Consider the following 26,540-nt stretch of genomic DNA (forward strand, 5'->3'; position numbering starts at 1 on the left):
GGACGGGGCGCTTTATATTGACAATTTCGATCGGATTTGAAATAATAAATGATAGATTATGCTCAATCCTTCACATGAAAAGATATGAAAATTCTGTCAAGCTAATGGGGGAAATCTGTTAGCTTTTTTACGTTGTCAAATTTAAGAAAGGAGCTGTCAAATGAAAGAAAAACATCACTGGATTATTTCTCTGCTTGCTGTGTTGGCGGTCGGGCCGGGACTGATGTCGAACACCGCTCTTTCGGCTGTCCAAAGCCTTGTCCGGCAGACGGTCGGCGGAGGAAACTATGATTCTTTTCATCCGATTATTATCGGTAATATGGCATTTGCCTTATTCGTGCCGGCTGGGCCGTATTTAAGAAAAAGGTTCGGCTCCCGGCCTGTCTATATGATTTCTATGGCAGCGGCTGTCATCGGAGCGCTGCTAGCTTTTTGTACGAATGATATTTACCCGCTCGCTGCGGGCCGTTTTTTACAGGGAGCCGCTGCGGGCACTATGCTGATGATTATGATTCCGATGCTGGTGCTTTCGTTTCCGATTGAGCGCCGCAATTACGCCTTATTTGTGTTAATCGGCGGCTTTTACGGGTCCGTCATTATGGGGACCGTATTAGGCACGGCCGCGGCAAGCGCCGGCCATTGGCATTGGCTGTTCGGCATTTTTGGTCTGCTGTCTTTTTGCGGCTTCATTTTCAGCTATATGTGGCTGCGGGATGATGCTCATAAAGGCGCAGAAAGATCTCCATTTGACGGCTTCGGTTTTCTGTTAGCGGGTGTATCAGCCGTGCTGGCTGCCTTTACATTTATTCATCTGCCGAAATGGGGTTTCTCGTCATGGCATACGTTGGCGGGATTTGGAGGAAGCTTCGTCATTCTGCTGATCTTGCTGATTATGCAGTACAGAAACGAACATGCGCTGATTTCGATTAAACTTATGCTGATTCCAAAGCCGATTCTGGGAGTTTTTATGATCGCTGCAGGCAGTATCTCAATAGCGGTCAGCCTTTCTGCATTTCGCGGGGAGCTTCAGGCGGCGTATCATATGTCACAAACTCATTTGATATTTTTATATGCGAGCCTTTTGGCAGGCGTGGCCATTGCCGCTGTCATCAGTGCATTAGCATATGATAAAGTCGGCCCGGGCATGCTCGGGATAACAGGCTCTATTATACTTGTGTTCGTGAATTTTCAATGGATGACGACGGATCATCATATGCCTATTATTCTATTTGCGGGGCTTTTCGTAATGCTGGCGGCCGGAACAGGGCTTATCGTGGCAGCCGGACTGATGGGAGCCGCGTTAGGAGGACCGCTTCCGGAACTGGTGAAACGCATGACGGCAGTTCAGTTTTTGCGGCTGTTCATTTATATGGGCGCCCCTGTATTAATAGGGTATTTTACCAAAAGAGATGCTTCCGGCATGCTTTGGGGCGCGCACGGCACACAATCGCCGCATGAGTTGCTGATGGGGACATACAGCGATCTGTTCCTTATTGCTTTCATCTTAAGCCTGCTTTTAGTGTGTTTATCATTTGTCATGAATGCGACCGGCATGGGACATAAGCTGGCGCATAAACCGCACGCCGTCCGTAACCAGGAGGCTGAACAGCCTCCGCGGAAAACTACTGAACCGATCAGGCATCAGGTCATTCCCGATAGTGAATACAGAAGTGCGGTCAGACAGTTTCAGCGTCACCCCGAAAACAGTATGTAACTTTTTCTATCAGCAAACCCTTTTCCCGGTGAAAAGGGTTTGTTTTTTCCTATAATGGCAGAATGGTATATTGCATGTTTCATCCTTTTTTAATATAATTTGTTAGAATATTCATAATTTAATATCGAAATTTTAAATAAAAAAGGAGGTATTACATGAAACTGTATCTATCTGTAGATATGGAAGGGATATCTGGACTGCCGGATGAAACATTTGTCAATTCCCGCATGCACAATTATGAGCGCGGCAGGGTTCTGATGACCGAGGAAGCAAACTGGTGCATCGCAGAAGCGTTTAATAACGGGTGCACGGAAGTGACCGTAAATGACAGCCATTCAAAGATGAATAATCTGCTCGCAGAAAAACTTCATCCTGAGGCAGAGCTGATCACAGGGGACGTCAAGCCGTTTTCTATGATGCAGGGGCTTGATGAATCCTATTCTGGCGCAATGTTTATCGGCTACCATGCGAGAGCCTCAATGCCGGGAGTCATGTCGCACAGCATGATATTCGGCGTGCGTCACTTTTACATAAATGATAAGCCGGTCGGTGAACTGGGGTTAAATGCCTATCTCGCCGGATTTTACGATGTCCCGGTGATTATGGCTGCCGGGGATGATTGCGCCGCAAAAGAAGCGGAGGAGCTGATACCGAATGTGACGACAGCCGCCGTCAAGCAAACCATTTCAAGAACCGCGGTTAAATGCCTGTCTCCTCTGAAAGCCGGGCAGCTCCTGACGGAAAAAACAGCTTATGCGCTCAAAAATAAAGATAAGGTCAAGCCGCTCACTCCGCCTGAAAGACCGGTCTTAGGCATTGAATTTGCCAACTACGGACAGGCTGAATGGGCCCATTTAATGCCGGGCACAGAAATCATACCGGGAACGACAATCGTTCAATTTCAGGCAAAAGACATGCCGGAAGCCTATCAGGCCATGCTCGTCATGACAGAACTCGCCATGAGAACAACATTCTGTTAAAGGGGTGAACGGCATTGCTTCGGTATTTTATCAAACGTTTTATCGCAATGATTATGACCGTCCTCGTCATCACCACTCTGACATTTGTCATGATGAAAGTGATACCCGGCTCGCCTTTTAACGAAGAGCGGGGCACAAACGAAGCGGTTCAGCGAAATCTCGAATCCTACTACCATCTGAACGAACCTCTTATCACTCAATACGCCATCTATCTAAAATCCATTCTAACCTTTGATTTCGGTCCTTCAATTAAAAAACCGTCAGACAGTGTAAACGCCATGCTTGAACGGGGGTTTCCCGTTTCATTTGAGCTTGGCATAACGGCGATTATCATCGCTGTTATTTCAGGACTCGCGCTCGGCATAACGGCCGCTCTGAGGCGCGGCGGATTTCTCGATTATGCGGCCATGAGCCTTGCGGTGCTGGGGATTTCCATTCCGAATTTTATTATGGCGACACTGCTGATTCAGCAATTTGCGGTTCATCTGAAATGGTTTCCGGCTGCTACGTGGACGAGTCCAGTTCACATGGTCCTGCCGACTGCAGCACTTGCCGTCGGACCTATGGCCATCATCGCGAGGCTGACAAGATCAAGCATGGCTGAAGTGCTCACTCAGGATTATATCCGCACGGCAAAAGCAAAAGGCCTTTCTCCTGTCAAAATTATCATCAAACACGCCTTGAAAAACGCTCTTATGCCTGTTGTGACAGTACTTGGCACGCTTGCCGCAAGTATCCTGACGGGCAGTTTCGTCATCGAGAAAATCTTTGCCATTCCGGGAATGGGCAAATATTTCGTGGAAAGCATCAATCAGCGTGACTACCCGGTGATTATGGGGACGACCGTATTTTACAGTGTGATTCTGATCGTCATGCTGTTTCTGGTTGATTTGGCATACGGCCTGTTAGACCCGCGCATAAAACTTCATAAGAAAGGGTGATCCCGATGAATCTCCCGCAGGAAACGGTAAAACACACAGAAGTGCCTGATGAATGGTTTCAGCCGGGCATGGAAAGAAAGGGTGAAGCCGAGTCGGTCAAGCGTCCGAGCCTGTCTTACACTCAGGATGCGTGGCGGCGGCTTAAAAAGAACAAATTGGCGATGGCCGGCCTTGTGATTTTATTTTGCCTGTTTCTATTAGCTGTGTTCGGTCCGGTGATATCACCGCACAGTGTGACAAGGCAGACGCTCGCCGAGCAGAATCTTCCGCCGTCTTCTTCACATTGGTTCGGAACCGATGAGCTTGGACGGGACGTATTTACAAGAACGTGGTACGGAGCGAGGATATCTTTATTTGTCGGTGTGATGGCGGCCTTGATCGACTTTTTGATCGGCGTCATTTACGGAGGCATCGCCGGCTACAAAGGGGGACGGACAGACAGCGCCATGATGAGAATCATCGAGGTTCTCTACGGATTGCCGTATCTGCTCGTTGTCATTTTGTTAATGGTGCTGATGGGACCGGGGCTCGGTTCTATTATCGTCGCTCTGACCGTGACGGGGTGGGTCGGCATGGCGCGGATTGTCAGAGGACAGGTATTGAGGATGAAGCATGATGAACACGTGCTTGCTTCGAAAACGTTTGGGGCGAAAACATTTCGGATCATTAAGAAAAATCTGCTGCCGAATACGATGGGGGCCATTATTGTCCAAATGACGCTTACGGTGCCGGCGGCGATTTTTGCGGAATCATTTCTAAGTTTTTTAGGACTCGGCATTCAAGCGCCGTTTGCAAGCTGGGGAGTCATGGCAAACGACGGGCTCCCGGCGATTTTATCAGGCCATTGGTGGCGGCTGTTTTTTCCCGCCTTTTTCATTTCCTTAACGATGTACGCGTTTAACGTGCTTGGAGACGGCTTGCAGGACGCGTTAGACCCGAAATTGAGGAGGTAGGAAAAATGGCGCAGCAAGTTCTTTCAGTTCAAAATCTGCATGTTACTTTTTCAACATACGGAGGCACCGTAAAAGCCGTCAGAGGCGTCAGCTTCGATTTATATAAAGGTGAAACGTTTGCGATCGTCGGTGAATCGGGCTGCGGAAAAAGCGTGACGTTACAAGCCGTGATGGGCCTTCTTCCGAAACATTCGGCAAAGATTGAATCCGGAAGCATACAATTTAAACAGAAAGACCTTTGTCAAATGACGGAACGGGAAATGCGGGGAATACGGGGACGTGACATTTCTATGATCTTTCAGGACCCGATGACGGCGCTCAATCCGACTTTGACTGTAGGAGATCAGCTTTCAGAAGCGCTTTTGGAACACCGAGACATGACCAGAAAACAAGCTGAATCCGAGGTTCTCGCCATGCTGGACCTTGTCGGCATCCCTGACTCGAAATCCCGCCTGAAGCAGTATCCCCACCAATTAAGCGGGGGCATGCGACAGCGGATCGTGATCGCGATGGCTCTGATCTGCGAGCCGGAAATCATGATTGCCGATGAACCGACGACTGCTCTTGATGTAACAATTCAAGCACAGATCCTTGAATTATTTAAAAAGATTCAAAGAAAAACAGGCGTATCTATTGTTCTGATTACGCATGATCTCGGCGTTGTCGCTCAGACCGCTGACAGGGTCGCCGTCATGTACGCGGGAAAAATCGCCGAAATCGGCACGAGGCATGATATTTTTTACCGGCCCGCTCATCCCTACACAAAGGGGCTGCTCTTCTCAGTGCCGCGGCTGGATATGGAGGATAGTGAGCTTTCGCCGATTGACGGGACGCCGCCTGATTTATTCGATCCGCCGCCGGGCTGCCCGTTTGCCGCCCGCTGCCCGGACAGGATGATCGTCTGTGAAAAGGTATATCCGGAAACAACCGTGAAATCCAAAAGCCATTTCGTCAATTGTTGGCTTCAGGATGACCGTGCAGAGAGGCAAAAGCACAAACAGCTGAAGGCAGCAGAGGAAAAAGGGGGATTCAAATGAAAAAGAAATGGGCAATCGGAGTGATTGCTGTTGTGTCGTTTGCTTTGATGGGCTGTACGGCCAATGAGCAGGCGGGAACAGAAACCGGCAAAGCAAAAGAACAGGGGGATGAAACAGTGCTCCGGCTCAATAACGAAAATGAGCCGACCTCACTTGATCCGCCGATCGGGTTTAATAATGTTTCCTGGCAGCCGCTGAATAACATAATGGAAGGTTTAACAAGGCTCGGAAAAGATAATAAGCCCGAACCGGCCATGGCAAAAAGCTGGAAGGTGTCCGCTGATAAGCTGACATATACCTTCAGTCTCCGTGATGACGCCAAATGGACCAATGGCGATCCCGTCACGGCGGAAGACTTCGTGTACGCCTGGAAACGGATGCTCGATCCGAAAACGGGAGCGTCTTCCGCATTTCTCGGCTATATGATCAAAGGCGGGGAAGAATTTAACAGCGGAAAAGGCAAAAAAGAAGACGTGAAAGTTACGGCAAAAGATAAAAAAACATTGGTCGTCACATTGGCGGCACCGCAGGATTATTTTCTGAGCGTCGTGTCCAATCCGGCGTATTTCCCGATTAATGAAAAGGTCGCTAAGGCTGATCCGAAATGGTTCACTGAAGCGAAAACCTTTGTCGGCAACGGGCCGTTCAAGCTGACGGAATGGAAGCATGACGACAGCATGACGATGGTCAAAAACGAGACGTATTGGGATAAAAAGACGGTGAAACTTGATAAAGTCACATGGGCGATGGTCAGTGACCGAAATACCGACTACCAGATGTTCCAGTCGGGAGATTTGGATACCGCTTTTGTGCCGGCAGAGCTGAGCGAGCAGCTGATGGGCGGAAAAAATGTCCGCACGTGGGATCAGGCCGGACTTTATTTCTATCGCTTTAACGTTAAAATGGAGCCGTTCCAAAATGAAAAGATCAGAAAAGCGTTTGCTGCGGCTATTGATCAGAAAGAAATCACGGATTATGTGACCAAAAACAGTGAAAAGCCGGCACATGCCTTTGTATCCCCGGGGTTTCCGCAGCCTGACGGGAAAGATTTCCGCGAAGCAGGCGGCAGTTTATTAACTCCGGATGAATCAGAAGCCAAAAAACTGCTGGAAAAAGGCATGGCAGAAGAGCATTATGACAAACTGCCTGCCGTCACACTGACATACAGCACAAAGCCGGAGCATAAAAAAATAGCGGAAGCGGTACAGCAGAAGCTCAAAAGTGTGCTCGGTATAGACGTTAAGCTCGCCAATATGGAATGGAATGTCTTTTTAGAGGAGCAAAAAGGGCTGAAGTTTCAGTTCTCTCAAAGTTCATTTTTACCGGATTACGCAGATCCGATCAGTTTTCTTGAGGCTTTCCAGACGGGCAATTCCATGAACCGCACCGGCTGGGGCAGCGAGACATACGACAGCTATATCAAGCAGGCAAAACAGGAAGCCGATGCAAAAAAACGTTTTGCGCTCATGCATAAAGCGGAGAAGCTGCTCATGAACGAGGCTCCGATCATTCCGATTTATTTTTACAATCAGGTGCATCTGCAAAACAGCGGCGTGAAGGGCATTGTCCGGCACCCCGTCGGTTACGTTGATCTGAAGTGGGCGGAAAAGTCCTGATATCACCTCGGAAACGACATACCGCTCTTTTGCCGTTAAAGGAGCGGTATGTTTCACTTTTCAATCCATGGGAGAGGAGATTGAAAAAGCCATGAACCATAAACCAAAAGCACTGCAAAAAGGCGACACGGTCGGTGTGATTGCGCCCGCAAGCCCCCCTGAGAGCGGGACTTTACAAAACGCGCTGCTTTTTTTAGAGAATGAGCTTGGCCTTCAAGTGAAACTCGGCCGGTCGCTGAAGACCCGCCACGGCTATTTGGCGGGAGAAGACAGGGCGCGTCTCGATGATCTCCATGACATGTTCAGTGATCAGAATGTCAAAGCAGTGATATGCGCGTGCGGAGGATTCGGCACGGGCCGCATTGCCGCTGACATTGATTTCGGCTTAATCCGCAGCAATCCGAAAATTTTCTGGGGATACAGCGATATTACATTTTTACATACCGCCATTCATCAAAATACGGGACTCGTCACATTTCACGGCCCGATGCTGAGCACGGATGTGGGACTTGAAGATGCTGATCCGCTGACAAAGGCATCGTATCATCAGCTTTTCGAAGAAACGGAATTCACCTATACGGAGGATATTTCTCCGCTGGAGGTGCTGACAGACGGAAGAGCCGAGGGAGAGCTTGCGGGCGGCAATCTGTCGCTTATTACATCCACACTCGGTACGCCGTTTGAAATTGATACGAAAGACAAACTGCTGTTTATCGAGGATATTGATGAGGAGCCGTATCAAATCGACAGAATGCTGAATCAATTGAAAATGGCCGGCAAACTATCAGACGCAGCAGGAATTCTAGTCTGTGATTTTCACAAATGCGAACCGAAGAATAAAGAAAAGTCCCTCACATTAGAGCAAGTGCTGAACGATTACATTGTCAAATCAGGGAAGCCCGCGCTCAAAGGCTTTAAAATCGGCCATTGTTCGCCGAGCTTCGCCGTTCCGATCGGAGTCCGCGCGGTTATGGATACGGCGGCCAAAGCGGTAACAATTGAATCGGGGATTTCGGGAAGGGAGTGACCGGACGTGAGGATAACAGATATTCAAACAGGACGGATATCCGTGCCGCTGAAAAAACCGTTTAAGACCGCTTTGCGCACGGTTTACAATGCTGAATCGGTCATTGTGAAGATTACATTTGACAACGGTCTGACCGGCTGGGGCGAGGCGCCGCCGACGGTTGTTATAACAGGCGACAGCGCAGCAAGTATCGAAAGCGCCGTTTGCGATGTACTGAAGCCCGCTCTTTTAGGCCGGAACATTTCTGACAGGGAAGCAGTTTTGTATGACATCAGCCGGCTTTTGGTAAGAAATCAAAGCGCAAAGGCCGCGGTAGATATGGCTGTATATGACGGATGGGCGCAAATGCACGGGCAGCCGCTTTATCAGCTTCTCGGAGGTTATCGGAATACGATGGAAACAGATTTTACCGTCAGCGTCAATTCTCCTGAGGAGATGGCAGGGGATGCAGACCGTTATGTGAACAAAGGATTTCATATTTTAAAAATAAAAGTCGGCATAGGTGACATATCAGACGATATCGCGCGGATTCAGGCGGTCAGATCACGTGTCGGCGCAACCGTCAAACTGAGACTGGACGCGAACCAAGGCTGGACGCCGAAAGAAGCCGTGACCGCGATCCGAAAGATGGAAGACGCCGGACTTGGCATTGAGCTGGTCGAACAGCCTGTTCATAAAGACGATATCGCCGGGCTGAAACGGGTCACAGATGCCGTAGACACACCGATTATGGCGGACGAGAGCGTCTTTACGCCCCGTCAGGCCTTTCACGTACTGCAAACGAGAAGCGCCGATTTAATCAATATTAAGCTGATGAAAGCGGGCGGCATAAAGCAGGCGGAAACCATCAATGCGATGGCGGAAACGTGCGGCGTGGAATGCATGGTCGGCAGCATGATTGAGACGAAGCTCGGCATTACCGCCGCAGCCCATTTTGCAGCGGGCAAACGGAATGTTACAAGGTTTGATTTTGATGCGCCGCTTATGCTGAAAAATGACTTCATAAAAGGCGGCATCACATACAGCGGCAGTCAGATTACGATCCCGGATGAACCGGGTCTGGGCATTACCGGCGTGTCGATACAAGAGGAGGCGAAACAATGAGAGCAGCCGTTACAGCGGCGGCAGCCAATGTATGGACGCTGCCGTCATCTCCCCGCCCGTATGATGCACCGGTGCTCGAAAACCCGCCGCAAATCAGAAAATGGCTGGCGTCTATGGGATATGAAGAGCGGCTTCAACTATGCACAGACAACCTTGTCCAAACGCAAGTGCTTTTCGGGGAAGAAGTGATCATTCTCAAAGAGGAGGGTGAATGGGCTTTTGTTGCCGTTCCCGGCCAGCCTTCAAAAAAGGACGCGCGCGGATATCCTGGCTGGGTGAAAAAAAGCCAGCTTTCAAAAAACAGCTTTCCCACATCTTCTCCTGCCGTATGGATTACCAAACCGACATCTTTTTTATATCACTCAAACGGCGAACCGGATCTTGAAGTGAGTTTCTTAACGCGTCTTCCGGCAGCCGGACGTGAAAATGGCTTTTTCCGGGTGGCGACGCCGCTCGGAGAACGATTCGTAAAGGAAGCTGACGCAGACGAATTCCGGCATAGGAAAGGGCGGGCAATAGATATCATCGAAACAGGCATGATGTTTCTCGGGCTTCCTTATTTATGGGGTGGACTGAGCGGTTTCGGGTTTGACTGCTCCGGATTTATGTATTCGGTATTTAAAGCAAACGGTTATGCCCTTCCCCGTGATGCGCAGGACCAAGCAAAAGCTGGATTCGGCGCTGCGGTAAACGATATCCGGCCGGCTGATCTTTTGTTTTTCGCCTATGATGAAGGACAAGGCGCGATCCACCATGTCGGTTTGGCGCTGGGAGACGGCCGGATGCTGCACTCCCCGAAAACGGGAAAAACAATCGAAGTGCTGCCTTTGGAAGGAACCGTCTATGAAAAGGAATTATGCATCGTACGCCGCTGTATCAGCGAAAAGGGGGAATGAATATGACAGCGTCTCCGCTCCTTGAAGTCAGCGGGCTGAAAATGCATTTTGACGCAGGAAGAAAGAAAGCCGTAAAAGCAGTCGACGGTGTCAGTTTTCACATTCAAAGAGGGGAAACATTCGGACTCGTCGGAGAATCGGGGTGCGGTAAATCGACGCTCGGAAGGGTTATTCTTCGTCTGTACGACCCGACGGCCGGTTCGGTATCATATGAAGGGACGGACATACACCGTGCCGCGCCAGATCAGCGGTCGGTCTTATTCCGCAAGCTGCAGATGATTTTTCAAGACCCTTACGCCTCGTTAAATCCGCGCCTGACCGTACGGGAAATTATTATGGAGCCGATGGAAATCCACAATCTTTACAATACCCGTAAAGCCCGTCTGATGATGGCGGATGAACTGCTTGAAGCTGTCGGACTCCATCCGGATTTCGGCAGCCGGTACCCCCACGAATTCAGTGGCGGACAGAGACAGAGAATCGGGATTGCCAGAGCACTTTCTCTGCACCCCGAGTTTATCGTGGCGGATGAGCCGATTTCTGCGCTTGACGTGTCCGTACAGGCACAGGTCGTCAACCTTTTAAAAAGGCTTCAGAAGGAGAAAGGGCTGACATTTTTATTTATCGCTCACGATTTATCAATGGTCAAGCATATCAGCGATAGGATCGGCGTGATGTATTTGGGGCGCATGATGGAAATCACAGAAAGCGCTGCGCTTTACAAGGAACCGCTTCACCCTTATACGAAGGCGCTTTTATCTTCAATTCCGATCCCTGATCCGCTTCTTGAGGACAAGCGTGAACGGATTATTCTGAAAGGGGAGCTGCCGAGCCCAGTTAACCCGCCGAGCGGCTGTGTTTTCAGGACGCGGTGCCCTGAAGCGATGGAGCTCTGCGGTAAAGTTACGCCTGAGCTTGAGGAAGTGAAGACGGGACGTTTTGTCGCCTGTCACTTATACAAAAAAGAAAGCTGACTTTAAATCGTCAGCTTTCTTTGTGATTAAACCTGATGCAGAAATGACACGCAGACCGGATACGGAACCGGTACGTCAGATTGAAGCAGAGTCAGTCTGCCCGTTTCCGGATCGCGTTCAAACAAAACCAGATTTCCCGTTTCTTCATTTGACGCGATAAGGAATGTTTCGGATGGATCAAACGCGAAATCACGCGGCCAGTTTCCTTCTGTCGGCACCCATTCAACAAGAGACAATTCCCCGGAATATTGATTGATCTTAAAGATGGCGATGCTGTCATGCCCGCGGTTGGCGGCATAAAGAAATCTGCCGTCTTTAGATATGCGGATCGCGCTGCCCTGAGATTTGTCAGTAAAGCCTTCAGGCAAAGCGGAAATGACCTGAAGCTCTCTGAATTCACCTAAGGTCGGATTGTATTCAAGCGCGATGACTTCATTGCTGATCTCCGTCATGACATAGGCGTATTTTTCCGCCGGATGGAAAACGATATGGCGCGGCCCTGAACCGGGTGCGAAAGAATGGGTTTTTACCTCTGTGAGCGCGCCGTTTTGCATTTGGTAAGTATACAGCGTATCCGTCCCTAAATCGACGGCTGCAATGTAATTATGCTCAGGTGTAAAGCCTGCGAAATGAGTATGCGGTTTCTCCTGTCTTTCATGAGGACCGGTCCCCGTATGAGCTGCTTCAGCTGCAGGCTCCTGCAGGCTGCCGTCCTGATTGACAGGGAAGGCGTGCACTTTTCCGCTGTGGTAATTAGCGGTTAAAACATATTCATGTTTACTATCAATGCTGACGTGGCATGGAGACGGGCCTTCAATCAGCTGGTGGTTCACAAAAGTTAATTCGCCGGTGTTCTGATTGATTTGATAGGCTGCGACGCCGCCTTTTCCGTCTGCTTTTTCAATGGAATACAGCATGCTGTTATCAGAGTTCGGTGTGACGTATGTCGGGTTGCCGAGCTTTGCAGCAAGCTTCGGCTGGCTGAGCTGTTTCGCTTCTGTATCAAGTTCAAAACAATAAATGCCTTCGCTGCCGCCTTTTGTATATGTTCCCGCGTATCCTATGTACTTAGCCATTCGGTTTCCCCCTTTAAGTCTTGTCTTCTCTATATTAACGTATCTTGAAGGAAACTGCCTTGTAAATGTTTAAGATGTTCTGACAAGCGGGAGGGTGCAGCAGCGGAAGGAACCGCCCGATTTGATAATTTCGGAAAACTCGGTTTCAATGACTTTATATCCCCTTTTTCTGAGCTCTCGGTTCGTATGACGGTGCTGCGGCAGGCTGATAATTGTCTGATTGCCGATGGACAGGATATTCGGTCCGAGCGTAAATTGTTCTTCTTCAGGCACTTCTATCATCTCAAAACGTTCGGCAAGAAGATCAATTTCTTTCTGCCGTAAGCCATTTTTGCAGTATAGCGCCTCCGTTTCCGAGATCATATTAAACACACAGTCCAAATGTAAGAAATCCTCCTTAAGAGGGATCGGCACGACGGTCATTTCCGGCAGCGCCTCCTGCAGCTCCCGGACAGCCGCTTTATCCGTGCGCTCGCTCAGCCCGGCATAAACGGTGCCGTCTGCGATCATGACGTCGCCGCCTTCAATGTTCGCTTTGCTGATTCGCGTATAAGGGATTTTCTCATCATCAAGCAGGTGTTGAAACACCTTTTCTTCTCCCTGCCGGACTGAAGCCGCCATGCTTGAAATAAACGCTGTTTCTCCTAAGACAAATCCGATATCCCGGGTGAATACCTGCTCAGGCAATTCGGGATCGGCAGGCAGCAGGACGACTTCAATCTGATGGGATTTTAAAATGTCAATAAACTCATTATGCTGTTTGAGGGCGGTGGAGATGTCAATATTTTCTTGTTTAAAATGTTTTTGTGTTCCGTTAATAATATCTTTGATGGCCATGTGTTCCGGCCGGCATAAAATGACTGTCTTCAAAGCATCATATTCACTGCGGCATGCCGGTTTTGGCGTGGATTTGGGAATGGATACGTGCATGTGATAGCCTCCTATCGATATTCAATGTGCGTTTATTATTCCCGGATGTGATGAATAATGAAACATTTCTGACAGAATATCTAACCAACTTAACATTTAAAATTTTAGACAAAACGGTAAAAGTATTGTTTAATAGGTGGTAGCAGATGAATGAGTCGAAACGACCAGACACCAAAGGGGAGTTTGAATAATGAAGTTGCCAGAATCAAGATTTTGCAAAGAAACAAGGGTAGTCAAAACAAGCAGGGTTTTTCCGCTTGATACCAATAACCACAATACGCTGTTTGGCGGAAAGCTGATGAGCTACATTGATGATATCGCTTCAATTTCCGCGGCCCGCCACTGCCGGTGTGAAACCGTCACGGCCTCAATGGACTCTGTAGATTTTTTGCGCCCGATCGGCCAGCAGGATTCCGTATGCCTTGAATCCTACGTCACATGGGTCGGAACATCGTCTATGGAGGTGTTTGTCAAAGTCATTAAAGAGCATCTGATGACTGGGGAACGCGAGCTTGCGGCAACGTCATTTCTGACCTTCGTCGCGCTCGATTCAAACGGGAAATCGGTGCCCGTTCCGCGGATCGTGCCGGAAACCGAGGAAGAAATCATGCTTCACAATACGGCCGTTCAGCGCGCCGGAGAACGAAAAAACCGTTTAAAACACAGCAAGGCCCTGGCCGAGGCGCTCGGGACAGATAAGCCTTGGTAATCGTCAAACCGCTTTTTTAAAAAAGCGGTTTTTTTACGCTGAAAAAGGACTTTTCCTGCCGGATCCATAATCTAATACAGGGAAAGGAGACGTGGCGTGTATGATGAAGCATAAGTCTTCCGGCACCATCCTGACAACCAGGCGTATCCGCCTGCGCACCATGCGGGATGACGATGAAGAGAATTTGTACGGGCTGTTTACCGATAGAGAGGTCATGAAATATTATCCTTCTCTTAAAAGCAGACGGGAAACGAAGGAATGGATTGCCTGGAACAAACGATTGGCCAAAGGATACGGCGTGAGTCTTTGGATCGCAGAAGATAAAGAGACGGGTGCATTTCTCGGTCAATGCGGAATCGTTCCGCAGACGGTAAACGGAACCGCGATGATGGAAATCGGTTATATGTTTGCCCGCCGCCATTGGGGCTGCGGCTATGCGACAGAGGCTGCGAAAGCCTGTCTGACATACGGTTTTCAAACAAAGCAATACGGACGCATAGCGGCGCTGATCGATCCGGAAAACCTTGCTTCCGTCCGCGTCGCGGAAAAAATCGGCATGGCAGCCGGCGAGACCGTTAACAAATGGGAGAGGCAGCTGACGGTTTTTGACATCACATCTGACATTGAACGTTTCAGCGAAATGTAGTATGATACGAACAGACATGTTTTCTAGGGTTCCGCATGTTCACACATGGCCTGGTCCGAGAGAAAACACATATGCGGACATATTCCCGCATATGCACACGGAGGGAAAAAAGCCCGGGAGAGTCAATCTCATGTGAGACGACTATCCGGGCTTTTTTGTATTGTCCGAAAACAGAAAGGGTGAAGAACATGAAATGGGGTTTAGTGGTCTTAGCGGCCGTATTTGAGGTTGTATGGGTCATCGGCCTGAAACATGCAGATTCGGCGCTGACGTGGAGCTCCACAATTGTGGGCATCATCATCAGTTTTTATCTATTAATCAAGGCGACTAACAGCCTGCCCGTAGGAACGGTATATGCGGTCTTTACCGGTCTCGGGACAGCGGGCACCGTGCTGAGTGAAATCTTGCTTTTCAAAGAGCAGGCCGATCCGGTGAAAATCGTGCTGATCGGCGTTTTGCTGATCGGTGTCATCGGATTAAAGCTGGTCACACAGGATACGCCTGAGACGAAGGAGGAGAAGTCGTAATGCATTGGATCAGTCTGATAGCCGCGGGTCTTTGTGAAATGCTCGGGGTCATTTTGATGAATCAATTTCAAAAAGAAAAGAAAGTCAAATGGATTCTCTTCATTATCGTCGGTTTTGCGGCTTCATTTTCGCTGCTTTCTTATGCGATGGAAACGATCGCGATGGGAACGGCCTATGCAATCTGGACGGGTATCGGCACGGCGGGCGGCGCGTTAGCCGGTATTCTTTTCTACGGAGAGCAGAAGGATGCGAAGCGCATCTTTTTCATTGCGCTTATTTTATGCGCTGCCGTAGGATTGAAAATTCTTTCGTAAATTGATTTTTAACAAATCTTCAGTATAATCTATAATAAGTTACGAATTATGAAGATACGAGGGATTAAAACATATGAATTCATATATGACACAGCGGCTGAATGACTACCGCGAAGGGAATGAGGAAAAAGGGCGCCTGCTCGTCAGCTGCCCCGACCAGCCGGGAATTGTATCGGCTGTGTCCGCGTTTTTGTTTGAACATGGCGCAAATATTATTGAATCAAATCAATATACGACTGATCCTGAAGGCGGCCGGTTTTTTCTTAGAATTGAATTCGACTGCAAAGGCATTCGGGAGAAAAAAGAGGACTTAAAGCAGGCGTTCGCTTTAATCGCCCAAACATTCGGCATGACATGGAGCCTGTCTCTGGCAAGTGAGCTGAAGCGCGTGGCGATCTTTGTATCGAAGGAGCTGCACTGTCTTCATGAACTCATTTGGGAATGGCAAAGCGGCAATATGATGGCCGAAATTGCGGTTGTCATCAGCAACCATGAAGAGGCGAAAGAAGTGGTTGAACCGCTGAATATTCCGTTCCATTACATGAAGGCTAACAAAGACATCCGCGCGGAAGTTGAGCGGCGCCAGCTTGAGCTTCTGGAGCAGTATGAGATTGATGTGATCGTTCTTGCCCGCTACATGCAGATTTTGACGTCTGACTTTGTATCCGCACACCCGAATCGGATTATTAACATCCACCATTCATTCCTGCCGGCCTTTATCGGAGCTAATCCGTATAAACGGGCTTATGAGCGCGGAGTAAAATTAATCGGCGCGACATCTCACTATGTGACGGACGACCTTGACGAAGGCCCGATTATTGAACAGGATATTGAACGCGTCGATCACAGAGATCACGCAGAGGATCTGAAGAATATCGGCAGAACCATTGAGCGCAGCGTATTGGCAAGAGCCGTAAAATGGCACTTGGAAGATCGCGTCATCGTTCACGAAAACAAAACGATCGTATTTAATTAATAGCGGTCCGCCGGGGAGGCGGGCCGTTTTTTATGGATGAAAATGTCTTGACAAGAACTCGTTTTCTTTGCATAATATAAAAAAATCATTGAGCGTTGAAGAGGATCAGTACGCAGAACTTTCTGTGACAGAGAGCAAAATGGCCCGCTGAAACATTTTGCCGCATGAAACCTGCCGAACCTGCCTTGGAGTCCTGAGGGGAAAACTCAGGCGCGATAACCTGGCGTTACAGGAAAGCGGGACGCGTGCAAAACGCGTTCAAACAAGGTGGTACCACGGAAAGCCCATTTCGTCCTTATTTTTCAGGATGGAATGGGCTTTTTTATTTGATGAGCCGGTTTGGATTGATTGCCACGGAGGAGAAACTATGAAAAAGCAGAGAATTGTTGTGAAAATCGGGAGCAGCTCGCTCACAAACAGTAACGGAAGTATTGATGAAGCCAAAATCAAGGAGCATACGGAAGCCATTTCATTATTAAAAGAAAACGGGCATGAAGTAATCCTTATTACCTCAGGCGCGGTGGCAGCGGGTTTTTCCGCTCTCGGCTATCCGTCGCGCCCCGTTACAATAAAAGGAAAGCAGGCAGCCGCCGCGGTCGGCCAGACGCTTTTAATGCAGCAATATATGGACCATTTAAAAAGATACGGTCTGACGCCGGCGCAAATTTTATTAACAAGAAATGATTTCTCAAAAAGAGAGCGGTACAGAAATGCGTATGCCACGGTAATGGAATTGCTGGAGCGGGGAGTCGTGCCGATTATTAATGAGAATGATTCCACATCAGTCGAAGAGCTGACGTTCGGAGATAATGACATGCTGTCGGCGCTTGTGAGCGGCCTGATTCATGCAGACCAATTAATGATTCTCACAGACATTAACGGCCTGTACGATGCCAATCCGAATGAAAATCCTGACGCAAAGCGGTTTGATTATTTGACTGACATTACACCTGAATTGCTCGGGTATGCCGGTTCAGCAGGCTCGAAAGTCGGCACCGGAGGCATGAAGTCAAAACTTCTCGCTGCCCAGACCGCGTTGTCGCTCGGAGTTAAGGTGTTTATCGGGACCGGTGCCGGACGGGAAAAACTGAAGCTGATTTTAGATGGTAAAGGCGACGGTACATATATCGGTGATAAAGAGCTGTCCTCCGTTAATAATACACGGCAATGGATCATGTTTCATTCTCCGATATCAGGGGAAATCATCATTGATGGGGGAGCGGAGCAGGCGATGATCCATAACGGCTCAAGTCTCCTTCCGGCCGGTGTCGCCGATGTCTGCGGCAGTTTTCCGAAAGGGGCCGTAGTGGAAGTCAGAGGTCCCGGCGGCATCATCGGCAAAGGGCAGACGCATTACTCATCCGATGAGATTTTGGAAGCCAAAGGGAAGCGGAGCGATCAGCTTCCGGGCGCGAAGCAGGTGGAAGTGATTCACAGAAATGATTGGGTGAATTTATTTGACGAGGGGGAAAACAAATGAGTGAAGTATTGCAAAAAGCTGCCTTGGCAAAAGAAGCGGCTGCCGAAATGGTCATGAAAACGACCGCTGAAAAAAACGAAGCGCTCCAATGTATTGCAGACGGGCTCAGAAATGAACGCCAGCTGATTTTAACAGAGAATCAGAAAGATATTGAAGCGGGACAGAAAAGAGGACTGACGCCTGACATTATTGACAGGCTGACTCTTGACGAAAAACGCCTGCTCGATATCGCGGATGCTGTAGAACTATTAATCGGTCTGAAAGATCCCGTCGGCGAATCTTTGGAGACCATTCAAAAAGAGAATGGATTATCCATTGAAAAAATCCGCGTGCCCCTCGGAGTAGTGGGCATGATCTATGAAGCCAGACCGAATGTTACAGTAGATGCTGCCACACTTTGCCTGAAAACCGGAAACGCGGTTGTGCTCAGAGGAAGTTCGTCAGCTATCCACAGCAACAAAGCACTTGTCAGTGTGATGAAACGCGCACTGGGACTGTCAAAGCTTCCGATTGATGCCGTTCAGCTCATAGAAGATACAAGCAAAGAAACCGCGAAACAGCTCTTCACATTAAATGACGGGCTGGATGTATTGATCCCGCGCGGCGGCAAAAATTTGATTGATCTGGTGGTCAGGGAATCAACCGTACCCGTGTTAGAAACCGGAGCGGGCAATTGCCACGTGTACATAGATGAGTCAGCAGATCCTGATATGGCCAGAGATGTCGTCATCAACGCCAAAACACAGCGGCCTTCCGTCTGCAATGCGATTGAATCTCTTTTGATCCATGAAAAATGGGCGGAAGAACACGGACGAAAGCTGCTGAATCAGCTGACAGAAAAAGGGGTGGAGCTTCGCGGAGATCAGATGATTTGCGAGCTGGAGCCTAATGCGAAACAAGCCGAAGAGGCCGATTGGGGAGCTGAATACCTGGCGCCGATTCTCAGTGTAAAAACGGTGCATGACGTACAGGAGGCGGTCCGTCACATTCAGCAGTACGGCACAAACCATTCAGAAGCCATTCTGACGGAAAACGGTGAGAATGCCGCTTACTTCCAGACAGCCGTTGACGCCGCCGCCGTGTATCATAATGCTTCCACACGGTTTACAGACGGCTTTGAATTCGGGTACGGAGCCGAAATCGGCATCAGCACGCAAAAGCTTCACGCGAGAGGACCGATGGGGCTTCCGGCGTTAACATCTACAAAAATCATTATCAAAGGAAACGGACAAATCCGCGTATAGTCTTTTTAAGCTTATCCTTGAAAAAGGGTAGGCTTTTTTTGTGCGGGGAGATTGACGATTCACATTATATTGTGTACAATTAAATTGTAAACAATATGATAGAGGTGAATTCACATGACAAAACCATTATTTACAGCTACAGTATCAGCCGCCGGCGGACGGGAGGGAAAAGTCTCGTCTTCTGACGGTGTGCTGAACCTTGATGTTGCCATGCCGGGAACGCCAAGAGCAAAACGGCTCGAACATGCCACAAACCCTGAACAGCTGTTTGCTGCAGGATACTCTGCCTGCTTTGACAGCGCCCTTCAGCTCGTAGCGAGAAAAGAGCGCCTGAGTATTGAAACAGAGGTCACAGCGCATGTCAGTCTGCTGAAAGATGAAGCAGACCAAGGATATAAACTCGGCGTTACCCTCGAGGTCAAAGCATCCGGCATTAATAAAGAGGAGCTTTAAGCACTTATTCAAAAAGCGCACGGTGTCTGCCCGTATTCAAAAGCGACAGCGGGAAATATTGAAGTAAATCTTCTAGCAGCAGAATAAAAACAAGGATGCCCATTCGGGGCATCCTTATTTTACGTCGTGCAATGTTTTCAAAACCTCATAAAGCGCCTGCTTTACCTGCTTTAATTCCTCTTTTGACAGTCCCGTCTGTTCCAGCATCGCAATGGGAATATCCGCCGCCGTTTTCTGCAAGGCGCATCCTTCATCTGTCAATCTGATCGTCACAGAGCGCTCGTCTTCAGGCGACCGCTTTCTCATAATGATTCCGCGCTGCTCCATCCGTTTCAGCATCGGTGTCAGCGTTCCGGAGTCCAAGTGCAAAAGTTCACCCATCCGTTTTACATTCAGTTCTTCGTGCTCCCATAATAAGAGAAGCGCCAAGTATTGCGGATAGGTCACATTGAGCTTATCAAGCAGCGGTTTGTACCGTTTCGTCATTTCTCTGGAGCTTGCATACAACAAAAAACAAAGCTGATTCTCCAGTTTCATATGTTCAAATTCTTTTTCTGCCATAATTTCTTTCACCAACTCTTTGTTTGTTAACGTTACCCCTATTGTAGCCGAAAAAAGGCACATTTCCTATTCCAATCATGTTTAAAAATATGAGCAGGGGCAATATATACAATAAGCACAATGAGGAGGCTGATAATTATGGCATTATTTACTTCAAAAGCGACCGCAGTCGGCGGACGGTCAGGACATATTAAATCCGAAGACGGAGTGTTGGATTTTGACATCATCATGCCGAATGCAAAAAAAGACGGTGAAACCGGCACAAACCCTGAACAGCTGTTTGCGGCAGGATATGCCGCCTGCTTCGGGGGAGCGCTTGAGCTCGCCGCCAAAAAACAGAACATCGACATGACCTCTGAAATTGAAGGACAGGTCAGTCTTTTAAAAGATGAGAGCGACGGCGGATACAAAATCGGCGTAACGCTCGTCATCGATACAAAAGACCTTGATAAAGAAACGGCGGAGAAGCTTGTACACGCCGCTCACGAGTTCTGTCCGTATTCAAAAGCAACAAGAGGAAATGTTGACGTCAAACTTGAACTCAAATAATGCACGAACGAATATCCCGGATCTTATATCCGGGATATTTTATTAACGAAAACATCAGTAATGATCTCTTCTCTCCCGGAATAAGAATACGATATAGCACTTTAGCATAATGACACCAAGAGAAACGAGGGAGAAATCGATGTCTCTTCCAAACATACCGAACATCACCCCCGACATTACACTCTCCAGATGTGAGACTTTGAACCTCCTTCTTTCATCCGTGGCTCTGGAAGAAATCGGATTATCCCATATTCTGCAGGCGGAAGCAGAAAGAATTCAAACCTTTCTCGGCGCTTCCGGCGATCCCTCTTTAGGGGAATTGTCAGCAATCAATAGAAGCACCGAACGGCTTCTGCGCACCGTCATGAAATCCCAGCTCCTTTTGCAGACGAAACTCGAGGACATTATCTACTTACAGGATTCTGAGGCCTGTATGGATCCGAGCGACCCAAGTCATCCGAGTGACCCGGGCGATCCGGACGACCCAGATGACCCGTGGGATCCGGATGATCCCTGCGAACCGGATGATCCGTGCGACGATTCAAGCGGCCCATGTGATCCGTGTTTTCCGAATCCTTCACCTGAAGATCCGTGTGACGGCCTGTTCTACGGCCGCATTGGCTGCTGTGAGTGCGAGGATTGTGAGGAATGCGGATGGAAGAGGAAAGGCGGGGAGCGTTCATAAAGAAAGAGACGGGTGAAGCATATGCCGTATCCAAGCATCGCAAAAGCGAAACAGACATCTTTTGAAGCCATGCATTGTCTCACGATTGCGCTGTTAAATATATTATCTGTGACCGTTGATAAAAGAAGGGGTTCAAATTACAAGGAAGAAATCAGGCTGTTCTCCGCATTGTGCCGCTGGCAGATGGAAACAGGCGGGCGGCTGTTTTTAATGATCAGCCTGGAAAGAGAGCAGGAGCGGATGTATGAGCGGCACTTTCATGAAATGAAAACAGTGACAGAACGAACAAAAAAATTCATTTCTGAAAGCCCGCGCGAATTCCGGGCGCATCCCATTACGAAGCGGGCGGTCAGGCAGCTTCAGGAATGGCAGGAATGGAATACAGCTTCATCTGCCGAACCTGCCGTCAGATGGGTGAGACCTGTCATCGTAACGATGAACGGCACTCCTGAACGGCCTTGGTTCAATCGACAACTCCAAAAGCGGGAAAGGTGAGAAAATGAGCGGAAATGCTGAATGTAAACTGACGCTTTGCATGATTGTAAAAAACGAGGAGAGATATATCTCCCGCTGTTTATCAAGTGTACAAGATATTGCTGATGAGATTGTTATCGTAGACACCGGATCACAAGATAATACAAAAGATATCTGCAAAAGCTTTCAAGCCAGAGTGTTTGATTTAGAATGGGAGAATGATTTCGCAAAGGCGAGAAATTACGGTCTGCAGCATGCCGAAGGGGATTGGATTTTAATGCTTGACGCGGATGAAGAGCTCGATCAGGAGACGGGCCGCTTTTTAACTTCGCTGCTTCATGACGAATTACCGAGCCGGGGCCTTTTGAAGATTATCAATTATACGGGAAAACAGCTGGATGAAAATGAAGCCTTTGAAAGCATGCAGCCGAGACTGTTCCGCAATCATGAAGGCCTTTTGTATCAAGGCAGAATTCACGAAAATATCATGTCTTCCAATGAGGAAGAAAACAATACTTTTTTTACGCTTCCTTGTGTGATTCATCACTACGGCTATTTGGAGCAGGAAGAAAAGATCAAACAAAAACATAAACGGAATATCAGCATTTTAAATGAAGAGCTTTCAGAGGAAACTCCTGATCCGTGGCTTATTTATCATTTGGCAAGTGAATGTTACAGAATAAAAGACTATGAAAAAGCATTACATCTTGTAAACGGCTCAATTTTTCAATTTTTAAGTGAAAACCGAATGCCTCCGTCTCTCTTGTATAATTTAAAATATACAATATTGCTTGAGCTCAAACGGTATGAAGAAGCCGAGCAGGGGATTGAAAAGGTGCTCAGGCTTTATCCTGATTACAGTAATCTTCATTATTATAAAGGTCTTGTATTATATCATCTGGAGAAGTACAGAGCGGCAATCAAAGCATTTGAAAACGGGACACGGATTGAAGAGGAAAACCCTGATCACTTAATTTTAAAAGGAGCCGCCGATTTCAGAGCTTTTTATTATATGGCGAAATGTCATGCTGAATTAAACCATGATATGACGGCCATCGCTTACGCCAAAAAATCTGTGAAATCTAATCCTCAATATAAACCCGCACAAGAACTTCTGTCTCAATTAAAAAAGGATCAGCGGACAAACGCCTGATCCTTTTTTTGCATGTTCCATTAAGATAATCGAATGATGTTTAATGCTGCACCGACACTCCCTCCAAGCAATGTCGCCGCACCCAATAATCCGAACAGCTGGAGCTGGATGGTGCTGTCTGCTGCCAAAGTCACAATGAAGGAGTTATTGAAGTTTGCCAATGACGCGACCGGTGCAATAATTGAACTTGTAAATGGAGTGCCGTTAATCAAGACCCGTGAACTGACAAGCAGGCCGGCCGTTAAATTAATATGGTAGGAGATATAGTATCGTCCTGCCGGAGCAACGGTAAACACAGTATTTGCAGCATTAGCCGTAATATCTGCGGAAAGGTTTTGATCATTCGGCAAGGAAATGGTTGTGCCGCCGACAACAACTGCGACAATACCGCCGCCCGTAACGCCAGTAATCCCGGTCGGTCCAGTGGCTCCGGTAACGCCGGTGATCCCGGTCGGCCCGGAGCCTCCGGTAGCGCCAGTAAATCCAGTCGGTCCAGTGGCTCCGGTAACGCCAGTGCCTCCAGTCGGCCCGGTGGCTCCGGTAGCACCAGTGATTCCAGTCGGCCCAGTGTCACCAGTAACGCCAGTAATCCCGGTCGGTCCAGTGTCACCAGTAACGCCGGTGATTCCAGTTGGCCCGGTGGCTCCGGTAGCACCGGTGATTCCAGTCGGCCCGGTGACACCCGTAGCACCAGTGGCTCCGGTCGACCCAGTGTCACCAGTAACGCCGGTGACTCCAGTCGGTCCGGTGGCTCCAGCAGCACCAGTGATTCCGGTCGGCCCAGTGGTTCCGGTAACGCCAGTGCCTCCGGTCGGTCCAGTGGCTCCGGTAACGCCGGTGACTCCAGTCGGTCCGGTGGTTCCTGTAACACCAGTAATCCCGGTCGGCCCGGAGCCTCCGGTAGCACCAGCTGTTCCTGTCGCGGCTAAAAGTGTATAGTCAGCTGAAGCTCCAGGGGTTCCCGCCGGGCTGTTTACGTTTGCGACGTAAGAGCTGCCGTTGAACGTAACGGTCTGTCCGGCAGTATACGAAGGAGCGGCGAGGGGATCAAACGGCACGATGCCCTGCAGTCCGGCGCCGGTAACACCAGTTGGCCCGGTCGGCCCTGCGGCGGCAAGCAGTGTATAGTCCGGCGATATCCCGGGGATGCCTGAGGGGTTATCGATATTTACGACATAAGAAGCACCCTCATACAATACAACCTGCCCCGCCGTATAAAAAGGTGCAGCCGCAGGGTCAAAAGCTGTCAGTCCTGTCAATCCGGCTCCTGTAGCGCCCGTTGGTCCAGTCGGCCCGGTCGGCCCTGCGGCAGCTAAAAGCGTATAATCGGCAGACGTATCCGGAACCCCGGCAGGCGAAGCTGTGTTCACGACATAGGAGCTGCCGTTATACAGGACAACCTGCCCGGGTGTATAAGTAGGGGCAATTAACGGATTAAAAGCGATAATCCCTTGAAGACCCGCACCGGTGACCCCTGTCGGCCCGGTCGGCCCGGTTGGCCCCGTAGCTCCGGCCGGCCCGATTGCTCCAGTCGGGCCAGTGGGTCCGCCGGCTGGTCCCGTCGGTCCCGTAGCCCCTGTCGGCCCCGCCAGTGTAGGAATATTTGAGATACTGTCCAATTTTGAACCGAGAAGAAGCTCCTGTTTCATTAAGCTGTCAAGCGTATCACGGACGCTCTCGTTCAAGTTCAGAATATCCGCAAGACTTGACGGCGGCCCAGTTAAGCCGGGAATCGTTCCGAGCGCGTATTGGATTTTTTCCCCTTCCGCATTCAGAATATGTGCCATTCCCAGTTCTTCCATAGCAATTGCCGACAGAAGAAGATTAATGGTATCGTCTCTGGAAAGTGTAACGACAGGGGTGATATTCGGTAAATTAGGCTGTGACACAACGTCCCTCCTTATGAGTTGGTTGAAAATTTCTTCATTACGTACAAAGTTTCCCGAAAAAAAGCGTAAAGCAGTACGGTATCAATATATTCACTTGTTCTGTCCAAGTTTCTGAGCCGATTACTTTAATTAGACAATTGCAAACAAAAAAATAAACCTGCGCGCTTTGAGCAGGTTTTTCTAAGGGCACGGTTCACAGCTTGTGTAAATCACACAATCGTCAAGCTGATCTGTTTGAAGCGTCCGGCACGCATCCCGGATCGCTGCTTGATGTCCAATTGTTCACGCTCTCAACTCCAAGTGTGACCGCCCGTTTTAAAAATGAAGTATGCTGATTCATCCCATGTTCCTCCGAGTTGATCGAATGCAGGAAATTAGATCAAATATATACAGAAAGCTTTGGCTATATATCTTGTGCGTTTCCGATAAAAACTTTCTTTTTCATTTCCAGTTTCCTGTATAAAAGTGCAAGAAGCATAGAAGGGATCGTACAAACAATCATTCCGATAAAGGCATACCTAGGTTCGATTTCGTATAGAAAACCTCCGAAAATGGTAAATACCGCTGTGCTCCAGCTGAGCGCCAGCGCGGAATACATGCCTTGGGCTTTCGGGATTTGCGCAGGTGAAATATTCTTAATTAAGTATTTCATAAATGCATAGTGTCCCATCGCGAATGAACATGCATGCAGCGTCTGCGCAATACAGAAAATGATGACATGCGGGAAGGCAAATACCAGTATCCAGCGTACGGTTGCACCAAGCGCCGCCATGGCGAGCAAAGAGCCTGCCGAAAATTGATGAAAGCATCGGTCAGCGATTGCAAAGAAGATGATCTCCGCGATAACGGCGATGTTGATGATGATCCCTATTGCATATGCGGGTGCATGGATTTCTTGCAAAAAGAGATAACCGTAATTGTAGTAAGATGCATGTGCCGCCTGCAATAAGATGACGATTGCGAGCACCAGACCGAAATGTTTGACGCGAAATAAGGAAAGCATGCCCTCTTTTTTTGCGCGGTCTGTTTCCGGCCGTTTTGAAAGAACAGCAGGGGCATGCATAAAGCCGAGGCATACGAATATCAGAGTGCCTAAAAGCAGTGCCCATAAAATCACTTGATCCCCAAACATGCCTGTAAAGACGGACAGGATAATGCCGGCTGACACGAATCCGGCGGACCCCCACTGGCGGCTGGTCCCGTAATCCTTTAACTCGTTATGCTGTACAAGGACGCCGCAAGCGCTGTCTAAAGCAGGCATCAAAGCCGGGTAAAACACATGCAGTCCTAATGTGACAAGAAGCAGGCTTGGGAAAGAATCAGCCGGAATATAACATAAAAGTGCAAGAAACGTACCGATTCTGGCGCCATTCAGTAAGGCTTTGCTGCTGAATTTCCCTGATAAATAAGGAAAGAAAAGTAATGTGGAAATTCCTCTTGCTGTCAGGCCTAAGCTCATAATGAAACTGGCTTCGGATACGGAAATCCCTTTTATATGCACCATCCATCCCGTCCAATAGGGAAGGAAAACTCCCCATGTCATAAAAAAACTAAAAAAATGCAGACTCATCCAGCGATATGCGTTCATTCCCGTTCCTCCTTTAATTGGCATGTTATCATGTAAAGACGTAA

Annotated in this window: 26 protein-coding genes, 1 pseudogene, 1 riboswitch and 1 other annotated feature; of the genes and pseudogenes, 22 read left to right on the forward strand and 5 right to left on the reverse strand. The window is 48.7% G+C overall.

Annotated elements, in window-relative coordinates; genetic code table 11:
* Positions 1–160 precede the first annotated feature (160 nt).
* From MHH91_RS06755 to MHH91_RS06800, 10 genes are all read left to right on the forward strand, one after another.
* The gene (locus tag MHH91_RS06755; protein ID WP_013351974.1) at positions 161–1,714 is read left to right on the forward strand and encodes an MFS transporter; all 1,554 of its coding nucleotides are present in this window, start codon (positions 161–163) and stop codon (positions 1,712–1,714) included.
* A 155-nt stretch (positions 1,715–1,869) separates the two neighbouring features.
* Entirely contained in the window at positions 1,870–2,694 is an 825-nt protein-coding gene (locus MHH91_RS06760) for a M55 family metallopeptidase (RefSeq protein WP_013351975.1), read from the forward strand.
* 14 nt (positions 2,695–2,708) lie between these two features.
* The gene (locus tag MHH91_RS06765) at positions 2,709–3,635 is read left to right on the forward strand and encodes an ABC transporter permease (RefSeq protein ID WP_013351976.1); all 927 of its coding nucleotides are present in this window, start codon (positions 2,709–2,711) and stop codon (positions 3,633–3,635) included.
* A 5-nt stretch (positions 3,636–3,640) separates the two neighbouring features.
* Positions 3,641–4,588, forward strand: coding sequence for an ABC transporter permease (locus tag MHH91_RS06770; protein ID WP_013351977.1), 948 nt, complete (start codon positions 3,641–3,643; stop codon positions 4,586–4,588).
* A 5-nt stretch (positions 4,589–4,593) separates the two neighbouring features.
* A complete protein-coding gene (locus MHH91_RS06775; RefSeq protein ID WP_013351978.1) occupies positions 4,594–5,625 on the forward strand; it encodes an ABC transporter ATP-binding protein in 1,032 nt (343 codons plus the stop codon).
* Complete coding sequence (locus MHH91_RS06780) at positions 5,622–7,241, forward strand: peptide ABC transporter substrate-binding protein (protein WP_013351979.1); 1,620 nt, start codon at positions 5,622–5,624, stop codon at positions 7,239–7,241. Before MHH91_RS06775 ends, MHH91_RS06780 begins: the two co-directional genes overlap by 4 nt.
* Before the next feature lie 67 nt (positions 7,242–7,308).
* Complete coding sequence (locus MHH91_RS06785; RefSeq protein ID WP_014471722.1) at positions 7,309–8,268, forward strand: S66 peptidase family protein; 960 nt, start codon at positions 7,309–7,311, stop codon at positions 8,266–8,268.
* Positions 8,269–8,274: 6 nt separating this feature from the next.
* Entirely contained in the window at positions 8,275–9,372 is a 1,098-nt protein-coding gene (locus tag MHH91_RS06790; RefSeq protein ID WP_013351981.1) for a mandelate racemase/muconate lactonizing enzyme family protein, read from the forward strand.
* Positions 9,369–10,268, forward strand: coding sequence for a C40 family peptidase (locus MHH91_RS06795; RefSeq protein WP_013351982.1), 900 nt, complete (start codon positions 9,369–9,371; stop codon positions 10,266–10,268). Before MHH91_RS06790 ends, MHH91_RS06795 begins: the two co-directional genes overlap by 4 nt.
* 2 nt (positions 10,269–10,270) lie before the next feature.
* Positions 10,271–11,242 carry an ABC transporter ATP-binding protein gene (locus MHH91_RS06800; protein ID WP_013351983.1) on the forward strand — a complete coding sequence of 324 codons (972 nt, stop codon included), beginning with the start codon at positions 10,271–10,273 and terminating at the stop codon, positions 11,240–11,242.
* Positions 11,243–11,268: 26 nt separating this feature from the next.
* On the opposite strand, the gene MHH91_RS06805 is transcribed toward MHH91_RS06800, so the two are convergent.
* Together MHH91_RS06805 and MHH91_RS06810 are read right to left on the reverse strand one after the other, a co-directional pair.
* Entirely contained in the window at positions 11,269–12,318 is a 1,050-nt protein-coding gene (locus MHH91_RS06805) for a lactonase family protein (RefSeq protein WP_013351984.1), read from the reverse strand.
* A gap of 69 nt (positions 12,319–12,387) precedes the next feature.
* On the reverse strand, positions 12,388–13,248 hold the full coding sequence (locus tag MHH91_RS06810; protein ID WP_013351985.1) for a dimethylarginine dimethylaminohydrolase family protein: 861 nt from the start codon (positions 13,246–13,248) through the stop codon (positions 12,388–12,390).
* Positions 13,249–13,438: 190 nt separating this feature from the next.
* On the opposite strand from MHH91_RS06810, the gene MHH91_RS06815 reads away from it, so the two are divergent.
* From MHH91_RS06815 to MHH91_RS06850, 8 genes and pseudogenes are all read left to right on the forward strand, one after another.
* A complete protein-coding gene (locus MHH91_RS06815; protein ID WP_003154772.1) occupies positions 13,439–13,957 on the forward strand; it encodes an acyl-CoA thioesterase in 519 nt (172 codons plus the stop codon).
* Between the two features lie 100 nt (positions 13,958–14,057).
* Positions 14,058–14,603, forward strand: coding sequence for a GNAT family N-acetyltransferase (locus MHH91_RS06820; RefSeq protein ID WP_013351986.1), 546 nt, complete (start codon positions 14,058–14,060; stop codon positions 14,601–14,603).
* Positions 14,604–14,615: 12 nt separating this feature from the next.
* Positions 14,616–14,725: riboswitch (guanidine-I (ykkC/yxkD leader) on the forward strand.
* Between the two features lie 66 nt (positions 14,726–14,791).
* Positions 14,792–15,130 (forward strand): DMT family transporter, encoded by a 339-nt coding sequence (locus tag MHH91_RS06825; protein ID WP_014472577.1) that lies wholly within the window; start codon positions 14,792–14,794, stop codon positions 15,128–15,130.
* Entirely contained in the window at positions 15,130–15,444 is a 315-nt protein-coding gene (locus MHH91_RS06830) for a DMT family transporter (protein ID WP_003154765.1), read from the forward strand. The genes MHH91_RS06825 and MHH91_RS06830 overlap by 1 nt, the downstream gene beginning before the upstream one ends.
* A 73-nt stretch (positions 15,445–15,517) precedes the next feature.
* Positions 15,518–16,420, forward strand: a complete 903-nt coding sequence (gene purU, locus MHH91_RS06835; RefSeq protein ID WP_013351988.1) for a formyltetrahydrofolate deformylase — start codon at positions 15,518–15,520, stop codon at positions 16,418–16,420.
* 86 nt (positions 16,421–16,506) lie between these two features.
* Positions 16,507–16,720: a binding site (T-box leader), on the forward strand.
* Between the two features lie 67 nt (positions 16,721–16,787).
* A complete protein-coding gene (gene proB, locus MHH91_RS06840) occupies positions 16,788–17,900 on the forward strand; it encodes a glutamate 5-kinase (protein ID WP_013351989.1) in 1,113 nt (370 codons plus the stop codon).
* The gene (gene proA, locus MHH91_RS06845; protein WP_013351990.1) at positions 17,897–19,144 is read left to right on the forward strand and encodes a glutamate-5-semialdehyde dehydrogenase; all 1,248 of its coding nucleotides are present in this window, start codon (positions 17,897–17,899) and stop codon (positions 19,142–19,144) included. Before proB ends, proA begins: the two co-directional genes overlap by 4 nt.
* Positions 19,145–19,258: 114 nt before the next feature.
* A pseudogene (locus MHH91_RS06850) lies at positions 19,259–19,684 on the forward strand (organic hydroperoxide resistance protein).
* 27 nt (positions 19,685–19,711) lie between these two features.
* On the opposite strand, the gene MHH91_RS06855 reads toward MHH91_RS06850, so the two are convergent.
* Entirely contained in the window at positions 19,712–20,221 is a 510-nt protein-coding gene (locus tag MHH91_RS06855; RefSeq protein ID WP_013351992.1) for a MarR family winged helix-turn-helix transcriptional regulator, read from the reverse strand.
* Positions 20,222–20,296: 75 nt separating this feature from the next.
* Between MHH91_RS06855 and MHH91_RS06860 the strand changes: the two genes are divergently transcribed.
* The 4 genes from MHH91_RS06860 (at position 20,297) to MHH91_RS06875 (ending at position 23,019) form a co-directional block, all read left to right on the forward strand.
* Positions 20,297–20,707, forward strand: a complete 411-nt coding sequence (locus MHH91_RS06860; RefSeq protein ID WP_013351993.1) for an organic hydroperoxide resistance protein — start codon at positions 20,297–20,299, stop codon at positions 20,705–20,707.
* A gap of 139 nt (positions 20,708–20,846) precedes the next feature.
* A complete protein-coding gene (locus MHH91_RS06865; RefSeq protein ID WP_013351994.1) occupies positions 20,847–21,392 on the forward strand; it encodes a hypothetical protein in 546 nt (181 codons plus the stop codon).
* A 21-nt stretch (positions 21,393–21,413) separates the two neighbouring features.
* The gene (locus MHH91_RS06870; protein ID WP_013351995.1) at positions 21,414–21,887 is read left to right on the forward strand and encodes a hypothetical protein; all 474 of its coding nucleotides are present in this window, start codon (positions 21,414–21,416) and stop codon (positions 21,885–21,887) included.
* Between the two features lie 4 nt (positions 21,888–21,891).
* On the forward strand, positions 21,892–23,019 hold the full coding sequence (locus tag MHH91_RS06875) for a glycosyltransferase (RefSeq protein WP_013351996.1): 1,128 nt from the start codon (positions 21,892–21,894) through the stop codon (positions 23,017–23,019).
* Between the two features lie 20 nt (positions 23,020–23,039).
* On the opposite strand, the gene MHH91_RS06880 is transcribed toward MHH91_RS06875, so the two are convergent.
* The gene (locus MHH91_RS06880) at positions 23,040–24,908 is read right to left on the reverse strand and encodes a BclA C-terminal domain-containing protein (RefSeq protein WP_013351997.1); all 1,869 of its coding nucleotides are present in this window, start codon (positions 24,906–24,908) and stop codon (positions 23,040–23,042) included.
* 403 nt (positions 24,909–25,311) lie between these two features.
* On the reverse strand, positions 25,312–26,496 hold the full coding sequence (locus MHH91_RS06890) for an MFS transporter (RefSeq protein WP_013351998.1): 1,185 nt from the start codon (positions 26,494–26,496) through the stop codon (positions 25,312–25,314).
* Positions 26,497–26,540 lie beyond the last annotated feature (44 nt).

The organism is Bacillus sp. FSL K6-2819, assembly GCF_038008305.1.
GTDB classification, from domain to species: domain Bacteria; phylum Bacillota; class Bacilli; order Bacillales; family Bacillaceae; genus Bacillus; species Bacillus amyloliquefaciens.